The sequence below is a fragment of the Bradyrhizobium sp. F1.4.3 genome, assembly GCF_040548375.1.
GTDB lineage: Bacteria > Pseudomonadota > Alphaproteobacteria > Rhizobiales > Xanthobacteraceae > Bradyrhizobium.
Map to the genome: position 1 here is coordinate 121,778 of NZ_JBEPRN010000013.1, position 16,201 is coordinate 137,978.

A 16,201-nucleotide genomic window follows, 5' to 3' on the forward strand; every position below is an offset into this window, starting at 1 on the left:
TCAGGGAAGGAGCCGACAAGCCGGCTCCCGGGTTCGTCAGGCCTCAGAAAGTGAGGCAGATCAGATGTGGTAGGTCTTGAGCGGCGGGATGCCGTTGAACGCTACCGCCGAGTAGGTCGACGTATAGGCCCCGGTGCCTTCGATCAGGAGCTTGTCGCCGATCTCGAGCGTGACGGGGAGCGGATACGGGTTCTTCTCGTACAGCACGTCGGCGCTATCGCAGGTCGGGCCCGCGAGTACGCACGGCGTCATGTCCGCACCGTCATGCGGGGTGCGGATGGCGTAGCGGATCGACTCGTCCATGGTCTCGGCGAGACCGCCGAACTTGCCGATGTCCAGATAGACCCAGCGCACCTCGTCCTCGTCGCTCTTCTTCGAGATGAGCACGACCTCGGATTCGATGATGCCGGCGTTGCCCACCATGCCGCGGCCCGGCTCGATGATGGTCTCCGGAATCTGGTTGCCGAAGTGCTTGCGCAGCGCGCGGAAGATCGAGCGGCCGTAGGTGACGACCGGCGGCACGTCCTTCAGGTATTTGGTCGGGAAGCCGCCGCCCATGTTGACCATGGAGAGGTTGATGCCGCGCTCGGCGCAGTCGCGGAACACCTGCGAGGCCATCGCCAGCGCACGGTCCCACGCCTTCACCTTGCGCTGCTGCGAGCCGACATGGAAGGAGATGCCGCACGGCTCCAGGCCCAGACGCTTGGCGACGTCGAGCACCTCGACGGCCATCTCCGGGTCGCAGCCGAACTTGCGCGACAGCGGCCACTCGGCGCCGGCGCAGTCATAGAGGATGCGGCAGAACACCTTCGCACCGGGAGCGGCGCGTGAGACCTTCTCGACCTCGGGAACGCAGTCGACCGCGAACAGCCGGATGCCGAGCGCGAAGGCGCGCGCGATGTCGCGCTCCTTCTTGATCGTGTTGCCGAAGGAGATGCGGTCGGGGGTCGCACCGGCGGCCAGCGCCATCTCGATCTCGGCAACCGTCGCGGTGTCGAAGCAGGAGCCCATGGAGGCGAGCAGGGCCAGCACTTCCGGCGCCGGGTTCGCCTTGACGGCATAGAACACGCGGCTGTCGGGCAGCGCCTTGGCAAAGGTCTGGTAGTTGTCGCGCACGACTTCGAGGTCGACCACGAGGCAAGGCTCGGTGTCCCGGCCCTCGCTGCGGCGGTTGCGCAGGAATTCCTGAATACGTTCGGTCATAGCACTCTCCCAAACGGCCCAGCGACGGGGATCCGTTCAAAAAAAGACGTCGGATAAGAGCGCTCCGGCCAGATCGCGCGATGGAGGCGCGACGAAGCCAAAGACTCAAACCAGACTGTGCTGCCGTGGATTGGTTGGGAGTTTTCCCGCCCGCACACCTGGCAATGAAGGACAAGCCTTTTCAGTAGCCCGCGCCGGCTTTGGACTGCCGGTAGAGACCAAAAAAGCCCGATCCGTCGTTGCTTTAAGTCGCGTCCCCCGTTGAGAGCGGGGTGCGCCGGTTCGCCTCCGGCTGCCAGTCACGGTTGCAAAGAGTGAAGTCACCTTCGACAAGGCATCTCTTGAGAGAGATGCTGGACGCTCCGGGTTTGCTTCGGTCTTCCGACTTTTCAGTCTCAGACTTCCGCACTTCCGAAGAGCCCCTCGGCTTCTTCACCCCTTGGCGGCTGTCCGGCCTCTTGTCCGGATACCTACCGACTGACACACGACCACAGGCACGTGCGAAATTGGGCAAGAACGCACATAAGGGTTTTGAATCTCGATCGCAAGATTTTTTTTAGGCTGGCGACAAGATTACCTAACATCTGCTTGCGCTGTGCTGCGCGAGCGACGCTGAAGATGAACAGTCGTTAAGTTTTTTCGTGGCGCGAGCGTGTCTCGCGCGCGCAAGCGCGCCTCAGCCGCGCTTGGTGAAGGGCTCGACGCGTTGAGCCGCGCGGATGAAGGCGGTCATCACCAGCACGCCGAGCGCGAACAGCACGGCCTGGAGGATATGCGCGCCCTGGTCGCCGAGCCCGAACAGAATTGCGAGCGCCCAGCCGCCGGCAAACGCCGCGCCGAACACTTCGGCGCCGATCAGGATGGCGGCGCTGATGACAGTGATGACGCTCGGCCAGACGATCTGACGGGAGGACGAGGAAGGCGCGTTCATGGGCTCAGGATCCGTGGCTTCGAGGGCCGCAATCTCCCCGAAAAGGCGGGCGGGAGCAAGGCCAAATGGCCCAAAAAAGCCCCATCGCGTGCTATAGCTGGCCCCAACGATCGAGCCTCAAAGAACGGGACTTGTGATGTCAGAACCCCGCCAAACTACGGACTCCGAGACCAACCCGCTGCTGAAGGCCTGGGTGACGCCATTCGCGACCCCGCCCTTCGACGAGATCGCGCCGGAGCACTTCCTTCCGGCCTTCGAGCAGGCCTTCGCCGACCATTCCGCCGAGATCGCGGCGATGACCAATGATCCGGCCGCGCCTGACTTCGCCAACACCATCACGGCGCTGGAGCGCTCCGGCAAGCTCCTGAACAAGGTCGCTTCCGTCTTCTACGACCTGGTCTCGGCGCATTCCAACCCGGCCATCCTGGAAATCGACAAGGAGGTCTCCTTGCGGATGGCGCGGCACTGGAATCCGATCACGATGAATGCCGTGCTGTTTGGCCGCATCGCCCAGCTGCACGAGAACCGCGCCAATCTCGCTCTCAACCCGGAGCAGCTCCGCCTGCTGGAGCGCACCTACACCCGCTTCCACCGCTCCGGCGCCGGCCTCTCCGAGGAGGCCAAGACGCGCATGGCCGAGATCAACGAAAAGCTCGCCCAGCTCGGCACCGGCTTCAGCCATCATCTGCTCGGCGACGAACAGGACTGGTTCATGGAGTTAGGGGAGGCCGATCGGCAGGGCCTGCCGGAGAGCTTCGTCGCCGCCGCCCAGGCTGCGGCAGAAGATCGCGGCATGGCCGGCAAGGCCATCGTCACGCTGTCGCGCTCCTCGGTCGAGCCCTTCCTGAAGAGCTCGGCCCGGCGCGACCTGCGCGAGAAGGTCTACAAGGCCTTCACCGCGCGCGGCGACAACGGCAATGGCAACGACAACAACGCGACCATCGTCGAGATCCTGAAGCTGCGCGAGGAGAGTGCGAATCTGCTGGGTTATCCGACCTTCGCGGCCTACCGGCTCGAGGACTCCATGGCCAAGACGCCGGACGCCGTGCGCGGCCTGCTGGAGCGGGTCTGGAAGCCGGCCCGCGCCCGGGCGCTCGCCGACCGCGACGAGATGCAGACGCTGATCACGGAAGAGGGCGGCAATTTCAAGCTCGCGCCCTGGGACTGGCGCTTCTACGCCGAAAAGCTCCGCCTCCAGCGCGCCAATTTCGACGACGCCGCGATCAAGCCGTATCTGACGCTCGACCATATGATCGCCGCCGCCTTCGACTGCGCCACGCGCCTGTTCGGCATCACCTTCGAGGAGCGCAAGGACGTCCCGGCCTGGCACCCCGACGTCCGGGTCTGGGAGGTGAAGGGCCCGGACGGCAAGCACAAGGCGCTGTTCTACGGCGATTACTACGCCCGGTCCTCGAAGCGCTCCGGCGCCTGGATGACCTCACTGCGCGACCAACAGAAGCTCGACGGCGAAATCGCCCCGCTCATCATCAATGTCTGCAACTTCGCGAAAGGAGCGGGCGGCGGGCCCTCGCTGCTGTCGCCGGACGATGCCCGCACCCTGTTCCACGAGTTCGGCCACGGCCTGCACGGCATGCTCTCCAACGTGACCTATCCGTCGCTGTCGGGCACCTCGGTGTTCACCGACTTCGTCGAGCTGCCCTCGCAGCTCTACGAGCACTGGCAGGAGCGGCCCGAGGTGCTCCAGCAGTTCGCCCGCCACTACCAGACCGGCGAGCCCTTGCCCGACGACCTGTTGCAACGGTTCCTGGCCGCGCGAAAATTCAACCAGGGCTTTGCCACCGTCGAGTTCGTCTCCTCGGCCCTGATCGACCTCGAATTCCACACCCAGCCAGCCTCGGCCGCGCAGGATGTGCGGGCCTTCGAGAAGAAGGAGCTGGAGAAGATCGGCATGCCCGAGGAGATCTCGCTGCGCCACCGGCCCACCCAGTTCGGCCACATTTTCTCCGGTGACCATTATGCCGCTGGCTATTACAGCTACATGTGGTCGGAGGTGATGGACGCCGACGCCTTCGGCGCGTTCGAGGAGGCCGGCAACATCTTCGATCCTGCCGTGGCCAAGCGTCTCCACGACGACATCTACTCGAGCGGCGGATCGGTCGATCCGGAGGCCGCTTACGAGGCCTTCCGTGGCCGTCCGCCGGAGCCCGATGCGCTGCTCCGCCGCCGCGGTCTGCTCGACGGCGCGAAGGCGGCCTGATCGGCATGCGCGCCCTGTTCGGATGGCTGCTCGCCGCTGCGCTGACGCTCGCAGCGGGCGCGGCGAGCGCGCATCCGCATGTCTGGATCACCGCGACCAGCGAGCTCATCTACGCGGAGGACGGCAGCATCACCGGCGTGCGCCATGCATGGACCTTTGACGACATGTTCTCGGCCTATGCGGTGCAGGGGCTCGAGAGCAAGACCAAGGGCGCTTACACGCGCGAGGAGCTGGGGCCGCTGGCGCAGACCAACGTCGAGTCGCTGAAGGAATATGCCTATTTCACCTTTGCGCGAGCCGACGGCAAGAAGGAGCGCTTTAACGAGCCGGTCGACTACTTTCTCGACTACAAGGATACGGTGCTGACCCTGCACTTCACGCTGCCGCTGAAGAACCCGGTCAAGCCCAAGCAGCTGGTGCTCGAAGTGTTCGACCGCTCCTTCTTCATCGACTTCCAGATGGCCAGGGACAATCCGGTCAAGCTGGTCGGCGCGCCCGGTGGCTGCCAGATGAAGCTTGAACGGCCGAGCGACGGCACCGCGACGGCGCAGAAGCTCAACGAGCAGACCTTCATGGATGGCCCGAACGCCAATTTCGGCATGATGTTCGCCAACAAGATCACGGTGGATTGCCCTTGAAGCCGCAACTCTCCCCGCTCGCGCGCGGGCTCCTCGCCTGCGCTGCAATTGTCCTCGTGCTGGGATTCGCCGACGCCGCGCTGCACGATCTCCTCGCGCAGAATCCCTTTGGCGCGCCACGACCCGCGCAGGCTGCCGAGCCCGAGGCCAGCGGCCTCGTCGGCTGGCTCTTGGCAAAACAGTCTGAATTCTATCGCCAGATGTCCGCGACCATCCGCGCCGCCAAATCCGACGGCTCGGCGGTGTGGACACTGCTCTTCATCTCCTTTGCCTACGGCATCTTCCATGCCGCCGGCCCCGGCCACGGCAAGGCGGTCATTGCCTCCTATCTCGTCGCCAACCGCGAGACCGCCCGGCGCGGCATCGCGCTATCCTTTGCCTCGGCGCTGATGCAGTCGGTGGTCGCGATCCTGATCGTCGGCATCTCGGCCTGGGTGCTGAATGCGACCGCGAAAACCATGTGCAAGGCGGAAGGCGCGATCGAGATCGCCAGCTACGCGCTGATCGCGCTGTTCGGCCTGCGGCTGGCCTGGGTGAAGGGCGGCGGCTTCATTCGCGCGCTCCAGGCGGCCCAGCCGGTTCCGGCGATTGCGGGCGTGCCGCGCCATCATGATCACGGCGATCACCATCATCACGATGCGCATGACCATCATGACCACGATCGCGGTCATGATCACCACGACCATGGTCACGCCCATCATCATCACGGGCATGACCATGTCCATGACGAGCATTGCGGCCATTCTCACGGCCCCGCGCCGAGCGAGCTCGCCGGCCCCGGCGGCTGGCGGCGCGGGTTCGGCGCGATCCTCACGGTCGGTATCCGCCCCTGCTCGGGCGCGATCCTGGTCCTGGTGTTCGCGCTCGCCCAGGGCCTGTTCTGGGCCGGCATCGCCGCGACCTTGCTGATGGGGCTTGGCACTGCGATCACGGTCGCGGCCATCGCGATCATCGCCGTCTCCGCCAAGGACATCGCCGGCCGCCTGAGCGGAGCCCGCGACGGTGGCGGTGCGCTGTTCATGCGCGGCATCGAATTCGGCGCCGCCGGCTTGGTGCTGCTGTTCGGCGTGGGCCTCTTGTTCGGCTACATCGCGGCGGAGCGGACGACGTGTTTCTGAGCTAGACTCTCGTGCCCCGGACGCAGCGCAGCGTCCCTCGACGATGCGCTGCAGAGCCGGGGCACATTTCTCGGTGCAGAAAGTAGCGTGTGGCTTTCTGGGTCCCGGCTCTGCGGAGCAGCGCAAGAGCGCTGCACCGCGTTCGGGACACGATACGGAGTTGCGCTCGCGCGAACCTCACACCGGCAAAAACCGCTTCATCATCGGCATGAAGAAAATCCCGAGGTTGATCGCGAAGCCGATGCTCCAGAGGATCGACCGCAGCGTCGGGCGGTCGCCGAGATAGGTCAGCACGTAAGCGATCCGCACGATCAGGAACAGCACGGCGAGCTCGTCGATCAGGCGTTGCGGCGAATCCCGGAATTCGGCGAGCAGCACCGCGAAGGCAAAGAACGGGAAGGTCTCGATGCCGTTCTGGTGCGCGCCGAGTGCGCGCTGCGCGATGGCATCCTCATAGAAGGCGGGGTCGCGCGGCCGGGAATTGTCGAAGCCGCGAAACCGGATCCATTTGATCGAAACGATCGTCGAGAGATAGAGCAGCAGCGCTCCGAATACGCACCATTCCGCGAGTGTCATCTTCCCTCCCCCGCTTGGGCGCGACCCTAGCTAAACCGGGCTCATCTTGACAAGTTCGGAGCAACGCGCGACCCACGGGCCATGACGGCAGTTGTCCCCATCGAGACCGCGAAATCGGCCGCCCAATCCGGCCAGCCGCGCGTCGGCGTGCTTCTGGTCAATCTCGGTACGCCCGACACGGCCGACGCCCCGGGTGTGCGGGCCTATTTGAAGGAATTCCTCTCGGACGCCCGCGTCATCGAGGACCAGGGCCTGATCTGGCAGCTGGTGCTGAACGGCATCATCCTCCGCAGCCGTCCCCGCACCAAGGCGCTCGACTACCAGAAGATCTGGAACAACGAGCGGAACGAGTCGCCGCTGAAGACCATCACGCGGTCGCAGAGCGACAAGCTCGCGGCCGCGCTGTCGGACCGCGACCACGTCGTGGTGGATTGGGCGATGCGCTACGGCAATCCCTCGATCAAGTCGGGCATCGACGCGCTGATCGCGAAGGGCTGCGACCGTATCCTCGCAGTCCCGCTTTATCCGCAATATTCCGCCTCGACTTCGGCGACCGTCTGCGACGAGGTGTTCCGCGTGCTCGCGCGCCTGCGCGCCCAGCCGACGCTGCGGGTGACGCCGCCCTACTATGAAGACGCGGCCTATATCGAGGCGCTCGCGACCTCGATCGAGGCGCATCTCGCCACGCTGCCGTTCACACCCGAGCTGATCGTCGCCTCCTTCCACGGCATGCCGAAATCCTATGTCGACAAGGGCGACCCCTATCAGGACCACTGTGTCGCCACCACCGAGGCGCTGCGCCGCCGGCTCGGGATGGACGCGACAAAGCTGCTGCTGACCTTCCAGTCCCGCTTCGGCAACGATGAATGGCTCCAGCCCTACACCGACAAGACGATGGAGCGGCTCGCGAAAGAAGGCGTACGCTGCATCGCGGTGGTGACGCCGGGCTTTTCCGCCGATTGCCTGGAGACGCTGGAGGAGATCGCGCGGGAGAACGCCGAGATTTTCAAGCACAATGGCGGCGAACAGTTTTCCGCAATCCCTTGCCTCAATGACAGCGAGCCCGGCATGGACGCGATCCGCACCCTGGTGCTGCGCGAGCTTCAGGGCTGGATCTGATGGGTGCTCGATGAATCGCCGCGAACTCCTGGCGCTTCTTGGGACGATCACGGCGCTGCCGCCCTCGGCCCTGGCGCAGCAGTCGAACGCGACTCGACGGCTCGGCGTGCTCTCGGTCACCGCCGATGAGGTGATCGGGCAGACCCGCCTGGCCGCGGCGCTCGCCGTCCATGGCTGGAGGGAGCAAGACAATCTCAAGATCGACTGGCGCAGTGGCGCCGGCGACCGCGCGCCCATCGCCCGGCTTGCCGACGAACTGATCGCGCTCAAGCCCGACATCCTGCTCGCGATCGGCACGCCGTCAGTGGAGGAGCTGCGCCAGCGCACCACGACAACGCCGATCGTGTTCGCCGTCGTCACCGATCCCGTCAGCCAGGGGTTTGTCAAAAATCTCGCGCATCCCGGTGGCAACATCACCGGCTTCACCGATTATGACGGCCCGCTCGCCGGCAAATGGCTGGAGATGCTGACGCAGATCACGCCGCGCGTGGCCCGCGTCTTCGTCGTCTACAATCCCGACACCGCGCCATTCGCCGGCCTGATGCTGCGGACCATCGAGGAGGCGGGGCGCGCGCTTCGCGTGACGGTCGAGCCCGCGCCGGTGCATGACGCGGCTTCGATCGCGGCGCTGGCCTCGCTGAAAGATGGTGGCTTCCTGGTGCTGCCAGATTTCTTCACCATGGCCAACCGCGCGCATCTGCTGGCGGCGATTGCCGAGGCGCGCGTGCCTGCGGTGTTCTGGAGCCGCACCTTTGTCGACGAGGGCGGGTTGATGTCCTACAGCACCGATAGTGCCGAGCAGTTGCGGCGTGCGGCATCCTATATCGATCGCATCCTGAAGGGCGCGCAAGCGGCCGATCTCCCCGTGCAGAACCCCACCAAGTTCGAGCTTGCGATCAACCTGAAGACGGCGAGGGCGCTTGGCGTCACAATCCCCCAAAGCCTGCTCGCAACCGCGAACGACGTCATCGAATAGGACTGTCCATAACGGACGGCACGGCTGGATTTGTTAACTTTTGCTGCTAGGTCTGCGCCTGCGTGCTTTCAAGAGCGTCTTGCAAATACATAATCGTGACCAATCCCTCTCCGTGCGTCTTGTGCAGAATTGCGTGGATGCCGACGTTACTCGCGACCGCTGAACCGGTAGGGTCGTGATCCCGACCAATGACAGCGCGGGAAGGGTCTTTTCCCGCCTTGGAGGAAATATGAGCGGTTTCGGTATTTTCGCGATTGTCCTGGTGTTGCTCGTCATCGTCACTCTGTTCGCCGGCGTGAAGACGGTGCCGCAGGGGTTTGACTGGACCATCGAGCGGTTCGGCAAATACACCCGCACGCTGGCGCCGGGATTGAACCTGATCGTTCCTTATTTCGATCGGGTCGGGCGCAAGATGAACATGATGGAGCAGGTGATCAACATCCCCGAACAGGAGGTGATCACCAAGGACAACGCCACCGTAACCGTCGACGGCGTCGCCTTCTTCCAGGTGTTCGACGCCGCCAAGGCGAGCTACGAGGTCGCCAATCTCACCCAGGCGATCATCGTGCTGACCATGACCAATATCCGTTCGGTGATGGGCTCGATGGACCTCGACCAGGTGCTGTCGCATCGCGACGAGATCAACGAGCGCCTCTTGCGCGTGGTCGATGCCGCGGTCTCGCCCTGGGGTCTCAAGGTCAACCGGATCGAGATCAAGGACATCGTGCCGCCGGCCGACCTGGTCGAGGCGATGGGCAGGCAGATGAAGGCCGAGCGCGTCAAGCGTGCCGACATTCTCCAGGCCGAAGGCCAGCGCCAGTCGGAAATCCTGCGCGCCGAGGGCGCCAAGCAGGGCCAGATCCTCCAGGCCGAAGGCCGCAAGGAAGCTGCGTTTCGCGATGCCGAGGCCCGCGAACGGTCCGCGGAGGCCGAGGCCAAGGCAACCCAGATGGTCAGCGAGGCCATCGCCAAGGGTGACGTGGCCGCGCTGAACTACTTCATCGCCGACAAATACATCAAGGCGTTCGGCCAGTTCGCGGATGCGCCGAACCAGAAGATCATCATGCTGCCGATGGAGGCCGTGAGCTTGCTCGGTTCGCTCGCCGGCATCGGCGAGATCGCCAAGGCGACGTTCGGCGAAAGTGCTGCGTCCGCGGCCGCCGCCGCCCGCCGCGGCTCGGTGCCGACGTCGGGCTCCGCGCCGCCAACTGTGCCGCCGCAGTAGGCTCTTCAAAGAGGTCGTGTCATGACCGACATGTTTGTTTCGCTCGGCACCTGGAACTGGCTGATCTTCGGCTTCATCCTGATGGCGCTGGAGGTGCTGGCGCCGGGCGTGTTCCTATTCTGGCTGGGGCTTGCGGCCCTGCTGGTCGGCTTGATCTCGTTCGCTGTGGTCATGTCCTGGCAGATCCAGCTCGTGATGTTCGCGGTGTTCGCCGCCGCCGCCGTGCCGGTGTGGCGCCGGCTGGCGCGGGGCCGGACGGACGCGAGCACGAGCCCGTTCCTCAACAAGCGCACCGAGGCGCTGCTGGGCCGCGAGTTCACGCTGGAGAAGCCGATCATCGACGGCAACGGCACGGTGCGCATCGGCGACACGGTGTGGCGCGTCGCCGGCCCGGATGTGCCGGCCGGGACGCGGGTGAAGGTGGTGCAGGTAGATGGTGCGAATCTGACGGTCGCGGCGGCGTAGCTGCCTCATCCCCTCCAGAGGAGGGTAAGAGAAGGTGCTCACTTCTTCCACCTCTCCGCAAACCTGTGCAGCGGCATGAACGTCTCGCACAACTCCCGGCCCAATGGCGTCAGCCCGTAGCCGCCAGCCTCGCCCAGCTCCACGAACCCTGCCTCACGCAACTCCGTCAGCCGCGCTTGCAGCACCGTGGGCGAGGCCTCGTCGCAGGCCGTGCGCAGCGCGCGGGAGGTGAGTGGGGCGTCGCGCAACTCCCACAATATCCGCAGGCACCAGCGTTGGCCGAGCAGGTCGAGCAAGGCCATGATCGGCCGTCCCGTGCGCGAGCCGCGGACGCCGCGTGATTTGGACCCGGCCTGTTTCGACATCGACGCCCCCTTGCATCTTGCTACAGATAATGTAGCGTATTGCTACGATAAATGTAGCAATGGAAGCGGTCCGTGTCTCAAGCCATACCGCGCATCGCGCCACTCGAGCCGCCTTATCCCCCGGAGGTCCAGCAGCAGTTCGTCCGCATCATGCGCGGCGCGCCGCCGCTGGTGCTGTTCCGGGTGATTGCTGCCCACAAACGGGCCTGGGACAAGTTTCGCGCCGGCGGCTTGCTCGACCCCGGGCCGCTGTCGTTGCGCGAACGCGAGATCGTGATCGACCGCACCTGTGCGCTGAACGGGTGCGAGTATGAATGGGGCGTGCATGTCGCGGTCTTCGCCGGGCCTGCGAAACTCACCGGGGAGGAGGTCCACGCCACCGTGCAGGGCGATGCAACGTCACCGTGCTGGTCAGCGGCCGAGCAGGCGCTGATCGCGGCCGTCGACGCGCTGCATCACCGCGCCACGTTCACCGACGTCGAGTTCGCCGCGCTCTCGGCGCATTACGACGAAGCGCAGATTTTGGAGATCATGCTGCTGTGCGGGTTCTATCGCACGGTGTCGTATCTTGCGAATGGGCTGCGACTGCCGCTGGAGGACAAGGCGGCGCGGTTTCCCGCTTAAGATTCGTCGTCATTCCGGGGCGCGCCACTTGGCGCGAGCTATGATGCGCAATTGCGCATCTGAGAATCCATGGAGCAACGAAAACTCTGCGGCGCGATGAATCCCGGGCTCATCGCTTCGCGATGCCCCGGGATGACGATCAGGCCACACCGGCCCGTAACAGATCGTGCAGATGCACGATGCCCACGACCTTGTCCGCTTCGGTCACGACCAGCGTCGTGATTTTTCGCGCATTGAGCACCTCGATCATCTCGGTCGCAAGCATCGAGGGCGGCACGGATTTGGGTTGCTGCGTCATGATGTCGTCGACCGACACCGTCAGCAGATCAGGCCGCATGTGGCGGCGCAGATCGCCGTCGGTGATGATGCCGACAGCCTCGCCCGCATCGTTGACGATGCAGACGCAGCCGAGCCCCTTGGCCGACATCTCCATCACCGCGTCCGACATCTTGGTGCCGACCGGCTTCACCGGGATTTCCGCGCCGGTGCGCATGTAGTCGCGGACGAATTTCAGCATCGCCCCCAGCTTGCCGCCGGGGTGGAAATGCGCGAATTCCAGCGCGGTGAAGCCGCGGCCTTCGAGCAGCGCGATCGCGATCGCATCGCCGATTGCGGCCTGCATCAGCGTCGAGGTGGTCGGCGCCAGATTGTGCGGGCAGGCCTCGCGCGCCTTCGGCAGCTCGATCACGATGTCGGCGGCTTGTGCCAGCGAGGATTCCGGGTTCGACGTCACCGCGATCATCGGAATCGCAAAACGCGCCGAATAGTTCACGAGGATCTTCATCTCCGGCTGCTCGCCGGACCAGGACAGCGCCATGATGACGTCGTCGGTCGTGATCATGCCGAGATCGCCGTGGCCGGCTTCGGCGGCGTGGACGAAGAAGGCCGGCGTGCCGGTCGAGGCCAGCGTCGCGGCGATCTTGCGCGCCATGTGGCCGGACTTGCCGAGCCCGGTGACGATGACGCGGCCCCGGGCCTGGCGGATCAGGTCGACCGCCCTGGCAAACGTCTCGCCGAGCGGGCCGCGCAGCGCTGCTGCAAGCGCGTTGATGCCGCCGCTCTCCGTCTCCAATGTGCGGAGCGCGGATTCGACGCTGGAGGGGGTGGGGCCGGATGATTGGGTCATCAGCGGTTTCGAACTCGGCATGCGTCTATCCAGAAAGGTAAGTTGGCGCCTGCTTAGCACGCCCCAGCCAATGAGGCGACGCGGGGCCCAAGACGCTCAACGGGTCATTAACCATAGTTGTTTTAACTCCATTAACGATGGTTCCCGCCTGTTCGCAGGAGGCCATCTACGAAGCGTCTGATTTCGTTGGAGTTATTCCATCGTGGGGTTGCCTCCAGGCAGGGGCCGGAGCAAACGCGCGTACGCCTTTCGCGCCGCTTTGCCATGCCTGCTGCTGACGGTGCTCGAAAGTGCGCCAGCGACCGCCCAGAGCCTGACGCCTGACCTGTTCAATCCCAGCCGCAGCGGCTTCGTCTCGCCCGACACGCTGCCGACGCGCCGTACCGCCGGCGTCCCGCAGGCGCCGTCGGATGCGATCCCGATGCCCCCGGATCCCAATGCCGATCCGCGCAAGAACCGTGAGACCCCCGCGCCGTCGCGCGTCGGCCAGGTCCCGACCTACGGCCTGCCCGCCGCCAACGGCGCCAGCAGCTCCGGCTACGACTCGCTCAATCGCAAGCGGCAGCAGCCAAAACTTTATCCGGGGCAGCCGAAACCGAAGCGCCCCGCCGGGCCCGGCTCGCCGGTGCCACCTGCGACACCGGCAACGGGCCTCGGCCCGCCGCGCATCGCGCCGCCGCCGTCGGAGACCGCCAATAAGGCTCCGGTGCCGCCGGCAATGGCGGGCACGGTGCCTGGCCAGCCCTTGCGCCGCCGTCTCAAGGCAGATGACGATGCGTTCGGCGCGGTCGGCGACTATGCCGGCAGCTTCCTGATCAAGGGCGGTCTCGAACTCTCCGCCGGCTACGACACCAATCCGGCGCGTCTGCAAAAGCCGGTAGGCTCGCCCGTCTATGTGGTGGCGCCCGATCTCCTCGTGGTGTCGGACTGGGAGCGCCACGCGCTGGTCGCCGATCTACGCGGCTCGTTCTCGGGCTACACCAACAACATGCTGGCAACGATCGACGGGCTGGCTTCGCCGTCGCCGGTCGAGATCGATCGCCCCGATTTCACCGGCCATGTCGACGGCCGCTTCGATGTCGATCGGGATCTCAAGCTGACTTCGCAATTCCGGCTGCGGCTCGCCACCGACAATCCCGGCAGCCCGAACGTGCAGGCCGGTCTCCAGAAATATCCGATCTACGCCACCTATGGCGGCACCTTCGGCTTCGACCAGACGTTCAATCGCTTCCAGGTCGCTGCCGGCGCCACCATCGATCGCACGGCGTATACCGACTCCAAGCTCACCGATGGCTCGACCTTCAGCAACGACGATCGCGACTTCAACCAGTATGGCGGCGTCGGCCGCTTCTCCTACGAGCTGAAGCCAGGCCTTAAACCCTTTGTCGAGATCGAGGGCGACAACCGCGTCCACGACCAGGCCGCCGACCGCAACGGCTACTTCCGCGATTCATCCGGCGGCTATGCCAAGGTCGGCTCGTCCTTTGAGTTCTCGCGCATCCTCACCGGCGAAATCTCGGTCGGCTATTCCGCGCGCAACTATGTCGACCCGCGGCTGAGCCAGCTTGCGGGCTTCCTCACCTCGGGCTCGCTGATCTGGAACGCGAGCGGCCTGACCACGGTGAAATTTGTCACCGACACGCAGATCGCCGAGACCACCATCCCCGGCTCCTCCGGCGTGCTGGTCCACACCTATGCCGCCGAAGTCGACCACGACTTCCGCCGCTGGCTCACCGCGGTCGGCAAGTTCACCTACGGCACCTACGACTACCAGGGCCAGAATCGCAACGACAAGACCTACTCGATCGAAGGCGATTTGATCTACAAGCTCAATCGCAACCTCTGGATCAAGGGCTCGCTGCGCCACGACATCCTGGATTCGAACCAGCCGGGCTCGAGCTCGCAGGGGACGGTGGTGATGGTTGGGGTGAGGTTGCAGAACTAGTTCTGCTGTCATGCCCCGGCTTGACCGGGGCATCCAATACGCCGCGGCTTATCCGTATCCTCGCACTGCCTCTGGAATGCTGGATCGCCCGCTCCAGCGCGCAATTGCGCACAAGGCGGGCGATGACACCTTTCGTAAATCTGGCAGCGGGGGAAAGTCTATCGCGGCAGGTCCGTCTTCCCCATCAGGAACGTATCGATCGACCGCGCGCACAGCCGCCCCTCGCGGATCGCCCACACCACCAGCGATTGGCCGCGGCGCATGTCGCCTGCCGAAAACACGTTCGGGCGCGAGGTCTGGTAGTCGAGCATGTTGGCCTTGACGTTGCCGCGAGGGTCGAGATCGACCGAGAGCAGCTTGAGCAGGCCCTCGTGCACGGGATGCACGAAACCCATCGCGAGCAGGACGAGGTCGGCGTCGAGGTCGAACTCGGAGCCGGCGATCGGTTTGAACTTGTCGTCGACGCGTACGCAGTGCAGCTTCTTGACCTTGCCGTTCTCGCCGGTGAACTTCTGCGTCAGCACGGCGTATTCGCGGACCGCGCCTTCGGCCTGGCTGGAGGACGTGCGCATCTTCAGCGGCCAGTTCGGCCAGGTCAGGCCCTTGTTCTCGTGCTCGGGCGGGGCCGGCATAATCTCGAGCTGGGTCACCGAGAGCGCGCCCTGGCGCAGCGACGTGCCGATGCAGTCGCTTCCAGTGTCGCCGCCGCCGATGACGACGACATGCTTGCCGCCGGCCAAAATCTCGGTGACGCCGTTGAGCGGCTCGCTGGAGACGCGGCGGTTCTGCTGCGGCAAGAAGTCCATCGCATAATGGATGCCGTCGAGGTCGCGGCCGGGGATCGGCAGGTCGCGCGGGGCTTCGGCGCCACCGGTCAGCGCGACGGCGTCGTACTCGTTGAGCATCTCGCGCGGATCGACGTTGCCCACAGTGCCGACATGGCTGTTGTAATGGAAGGTGACGCCTTCGCCTTCCATCTGGTTGACGCGGCGGTCGATGATGCCCTTCTCCATCTTGAAGTCGGGAATGCCGTAACGCAGCAGGCCGCCGGCCTTGGCGTACTTCTCGAACAAATGCACGTCGTGGCCGGCGCGAGCGAGCTGCTGCGCGCAGGCCATGCCGGCCGGACCCGAGCCGATCACCGCGACCTTCTTTCCGGTCTTGACCGAGGCGACCTCAGGCCTGAGCCAGCCATTGTCCCAGGCGCGGTCGACGATCGCGCATTCGATGGTCTTGATGGTGACCGGGTTGTCGTCGATGTTGAGCGTGCAGGACGCTTCGCACGGCGCCGGACAAATGCGTCCGGTGAATTCCGGGAAGTTGTTGGTCGAGTGCAGATTGCGCGACGCCTCTTCCCAGTTGCTCTGATAGACGAGGTCGTTGAAGTCGGGGATCTGGTTGTTGACCGGGCAGCCGGGCGTGCCAGGTGCGACCGAGCCGGTGCCGTGACAATAGGGAATGCCGCAGTTCATGCAACGCGCGGCCTGGTCGCGCGTTTCCTTCTCGGTCAAGGGAACGACGAACTCGTTGTAATGCTTCACGCGCTCGGCGACCGGCGTGTACTTGCGGTCGTGCCGTTCGATTTCGAGAAAACCCGTGATCTTGCCCATTAAACCCGAAGTCCCTGCCGCTCTAATTCGTCTGTTCTCTCTCCCCTCATCCTGAGGAGCAG

The 16,201-nt window shown here is 64.9% G+C and carries 15 protein-coding genes; 9 read left to right on the plus strand and 6 right to left on the minus strand.

Features of this window, described 5'->3' with window-relative positions; translation table 11 throughout:
* Window positions 1-60 precede the first annotated feature (60 nt).
* Together ABIB73_RS27535 and ABIB73_RS27540 are read right to left on the minus strand one after the other, a co-directional pair.
* Window positions 61-1,203: a type III PLP-dependent enzyme gene (locus tag ABIB73_RS27535; RefSeq protein ID WP_354229064.1), complete on the minus strand. Its 1,143-nt coding sequence runs from the start codon at window positions 1,201-1,203 to the stop codon at window positions 61-63.
* A 676-nt stretch (window positions 1,204-1,879) separates the two neighbouring features.
* Complete coding sequence (locus tag ABIB73_RS27540) at window positions 1,880-2,134, minus strand: hypothetical protein (protein WP_045004054.1); 255 nt, start codon at window positions 2,132-2,134, stop codon at window positions 1,880-1,882.
* Between the two features lie 136 nt (window positions 2,135-2,270).
* Between ABIB73_RS27540 and ABIB73_RS27545 the strand changes: the two genes are divergently transcribed.
* From ABIB73_RS27545 to ABIB73_RS27555, 3 genes are read left to right on the plus strand one after another with little or no spacing between them, the layout of a single operon-like run.
* A complete protein-coding gene (locus tag ABIB73_RS27545) occupies window positions 2,271-4,352 on the plus strand; it encodes a M3 family metallopeptidase (RefSeq protein WP_354229066.1) in 2,082 nt (693 codons plus the stop codon).
* Window positions 4,352-4,990, plus strand: coding sequence for a DUF1007 family protein (locus tag ABIB73_RS27550; protein ID WP_354229200.1), 639 nt, complete (start codon window positions 4,352-4,354; stop codon window positions 4,988-4,990). The genes ABIB73_RS27545 and ABIB73_RS27550 overlap by 1 nt, the downstream gene beginning before the upstream one ends.
* The gene (locus ABIB73_RS27555) at window positions 4,987-6,108 is read left to right on the plus strand and encodes a nickel/cobalt transporter (protein WP_354229068.1); all 1,122 of its coding nucleotides are present in this window, start codon (window positions 4,987-4,989) and stop codon (window positions 6,106-6,108) included. Before ABIB73_RS27550 ends, ABIB73_RS27555 begins: the two co-directional genes overlap by 4 nt.
* Window positions 6,109-6,285: 177 nt before the next feature.
* On the opposite strand, the gene ABIB73_RS27560 is transcribed toward ABIB73_RS27555, so the two are convergent.
* The gene (locus ABIB73_RS27560) at window positions 6,286-6,684 is read right to left on the minus strand and encodes an MAPEG family protein (protein ID WP_354229069.1); all 399 of its coding nucleotides are present in this window, start codon (window positions 6,682-6,684) and stop codon (window positions 6,286-6,288) included.
* An 81-nt stretch (window positions 6,685-6,765) separates the two neighbouring features.
* Here ABIB73_RS27560 and hemH point away from each other — a divergent pair, with 81 nt between their 5' ends.
* The 4 genes from hemH to ABIB73_RS27580 all read left to right on the plus strand — a co-directional run bounded on the left by hemH (window position 6,766) and on the right by ABIB73_RS27580 (window position 10,469).
* Complete coding sequence (gene hemH / locus ABIB73_RS27565; RefSeq protein ID WP_354229071.1) at window positions 6,766-7,803, plus strand: ferrochelatase; 1,038 nt, start codon at window positions 6,766-6,768, stop codon at window positions 7,801-7,803.
* 10 nt (window positions 7,804-7,813) lie between these two features.
* Window positions 7,814-8,779, plus strand: a complete 966-nt coding sequence (locus tag ABIB73_RS27570; RefSeq protein ID WP_354229073.1) for an ABC transporter substrate-binding protein — start codon at window positions 7,814-7,816, stop codon at window positions 8,777-8,779.
* 229 nt (window positions 8,780-9,008) lie between these two features.
* The gene (locus ABIB73_RS27575; RefSeq protein ID WP_354229075.1) at window positions 9,009-10,004 is read left to right on the plus strand and encodes an SPFH domain-containing protein; all 996 of its coding nucleotides are present in this window, start codon (window positions 9,009-9,011) and stop codon (window positions 10,002-10,004) included.
* Window positions 10,005-10,025: 21 nt separating this feature from the next.
* Window positions 10,026-10,469 (plus strand): NfeD family protein, encoded by a 444-nt coding sequence (locus tag ABIB73_RS27580; RefSeq protein ID WP_354229077.1) that lies wholly within the window; start codon window positions 10,026-10,028, stop codon window positions 10,467-10,469.
* 38 nt (window positions 10,470-10,507) lie between these two features.
* On the opposite strand, the gene ABIB73_RS27585 is transcribed toward ABIB73_RS27580, so the two are convergent.
* The gene (locus ABIB73_RS27585; RefSeq protein WP_354229079.1) at window positions 10,508-10,834 is read right to left on the minus strand and encodes a winged helix-turn-helix transcriptional regulator; all 327 of its coding nucleotides are present in this window, start codon (window positions 10,832-10,834) and stop codon (window positions 10,508-10,510) included.
* 72 nt (window positions 10,835-10,906) lie between these two features.
* Here ABIB73_RS27585 and ABIB73_RS27590 point away from each other — a divergent pair, with 72 nt between their 5' ends.
* Entirely contained in the window at window positions 10,907-11,458 is a 552-nt protein-coding gene (locus tag ABIB73_RS27590) for a carboxymuconolactone decarboxylase family protein (protein WP_354229081.1), read from the plus strand.
* 139 nt (window positions 11,459-11,597) lie between these two features.
* Here ABIB73_RS27590 and ABIB73_RS27595 read toward each other — a convergent pair whose 3' ends face one another.
* Entirely contained in the window at window positions 11,598-12,605 is a 1,008-nt protein-coding gene (locus tag ABIB73_RS27595) for a KpsF/GutQ family sugar-phosphate isomerase (RefSeq protein WP_354229082.1), read from the minus strand.
* Window positions 12,606-12,786: 181 nt separating this feature from the next.
* Between ABIB73_RS27595 and ABIB73_RS27600 the strand changes: the two genes are divergently transcribed.
* Entirely contained in the window at window positions 12,787-14,529 is a 1,743-nt protein-coding gene (locus ABIB73_RS27600) for an outer membrane beta-barrel protein (protein ID WP_354229084.1), read from the plus strand.
* A gap of 158 nt (window positions 14,530-14,687) precedes the next feature.
* Here ABIB73_RS27600 and ABIB73_RS27605 read toward each other — a convergent pair whose 3' ends face one another.
* Entirely contained in the window at window positions 14,688-16,139 is a 1,452-nt protein-coding gene (locus tag ABIB73_RS27605) for a glutamate synthase subunit beta (RefSeq protein WP_354229086.1), read from the minus strand.
* Window positions 16,140-16,201 lie beyond the last annotated feature (62 nt).

Coding starts and splice junctions, on each gene's coding strand:
- ABIB73_RS27535 (WP_354229064.1), bottom strand. CDS start 1,203: ATGACCGAACGTATTCAGGAATTCCTGCGCAACCGCCGCAGCGAGGGC.
- ABIB73_RS27560 (WP_354229069.1), bottom strand. CDS start 6,684: ATGACACTCGCGGAATGGTGCGTATTCGGAGCGCTGCTGCTCTATCTC.
- ABIB73_RS27570 (WP_354229073.1), top strand. CDS start 7,814: ATGAATCGCCGCGAACTCCTGGCGCTTCTTGGGACGATCACGGCGCTG.
- ABIB73_RS27540 (WP_045004054.1), bottom strand. CDS start 2,134: ATGAACGCGCCTTCCTCGTCCTCCCGTCAGATCGTCTGGCCGAGCGTC.
- ABIB73_RS27575 (WP_354229075.1), top strand. CDS start 9,009: ATGAGCGGTTTCGGTATTTTCGCGATTGTCCTGGTGTTGCTCGTCATC.
- ABIB73_RS27595 (WP_354229082.1), bottom strand. CDS start 12,605: ATGCCGAGTTCGAAACCGCTGATGACCCAATCATCCGGCCCCACCCCC.
- ABIB73_RS27545 (WP_354229066.1), top strand. CDS start 2,271: ATGTCAGAACCCCGCCAAACTACGGACTCCGAGACCAACCCGCTGCTG.
- hemH (WP_354229071.1), top strand. CDS start 6,766: ATGACGGCAGTTGTCCCCATCGAGACCGCGAAATCGGCCGCCCAATCC.
- ABIB73_RS27585 (WP_354229079.1), bottom strand. CDS start 10,834: ATGTCGAAACAGGCCGGGTCCAAATCACGCGGCGTCCGCGGCTCGCGC.
- ABIB73_RS27605 (WP_354229086.1), bottom strand. CDS start 16,139: ATGGGCAAGATCACGGGTTTTCTCGAAATCGAACGGCACGACCGCAAG.
- ABIB73_RS27580 (WP_354229077.1), top strand. CDS start 10,026: ATGACCGACATGTTTGTTTCGCTCGGCACCTGGAACTGGCTGATCTTC.